This window comes from Vibrio thalassae (assembly GCF_900089835.1).
Classification (GTDB): domain Bacteria; phylum Pseudomonadota; class Gammaproteobacteria; order Enterobacterales; family Vibrionaceae; genus Vibrio; species Vibrio thalassae.
Genome location: NZ_OANU01000120.1, coordinates 1 through 725, shown reverse-complemented (window position 1 = coordinate 725; position 725 = coordinate 1). Strand labels below are relative to the sequence as shown.

Below are 725 nucleotides of genomic sequence, written 5' to 3'. Positions count from 1 at the left end.
TTTATGATGTAAAGAGAAATGTAAGTGCCCAACACTTACAAACGCAGTGTCCCGTTCGTCTAGAGGCCTAGGACACCGCCCTTTCACGGCGGTAACAGGGGTTCGACTCCCCTACGGGATACCATTGGGTCGTTAGCTCAGTTGGTAGAGCAGTTGACTTTTAATCAATTGGTCGCAGGTTCGAATCCTGCACGACCCACCATTTCCTTCTTTGAAGGAAATCTCAAGATATGGGGCTATAGCTCAGCTGGGAGAGCGCCTGCCTTGCACGCAGGAGGTCAGCAGTTCGATCCTGCTTAGCTCCACCATTCTTGAACATTCCACGGAATGATTTTCGTGGGCGATTAGCTCAGTTGGGAGAGCACCTCCCTTACAAGGAGGGGGTCACTGGTTCGAGCCCGGTATCGCCCACCATCTTTAAGCATATTTTCTTAAGTGTTCTTAAAAATGGTTTCGAAAGCTTTATTGCTGTAGAAAACAAGCTCTTTAACAATTTGGAAAGCTGACAGATAACGATTTGATTAATTGTTATCTATTAAAAGTTCTCAAATCCTATATCGAAAGATGTAGGTACCAACACACATTCAAGTGTTCTTGGAATTTGAGTCCGGCAAAATCGAGTCTGCACATGTATAAAAATGCAGACAACTTTGGTTGTTTGACCGTTTGCTTTCACTTTTCAAAAGTGAAGACAAATAGAAAGACCCTTTGGGGTTGTATGGTTA

General features: G+C 44.1%; 4 tRNA genes. All 4 read left to right on the top strand.

The features are described 5' to 3' along the window. The first annotated feature begins 48 nt into the window (after window positions 1–48). Window positions 49–124, top strand: a tRNA-Glu gene (locus VTH8203_RS20285). Window positions 125–126: 2 nt separating this feature from the next. Next, window positions 127–202: transfer RNA gene (locus VTH8203_RS20280), tRNA-Lys, on the top strand. A 30-nt stretch (window positions 203–232) separates the two neighbouring features. Then, window positions 233–308, top strand: a tRNA-Ala gene (locus VTH8203_RS20275). 30 nt (window positions 309–338) lie between these two features. Beyond that, window positions 339–414 (top strand) — tRNA-Val (locus VTH8203_RS20270). Window positions 415–725: the final 311 nt, after the last annotated feature.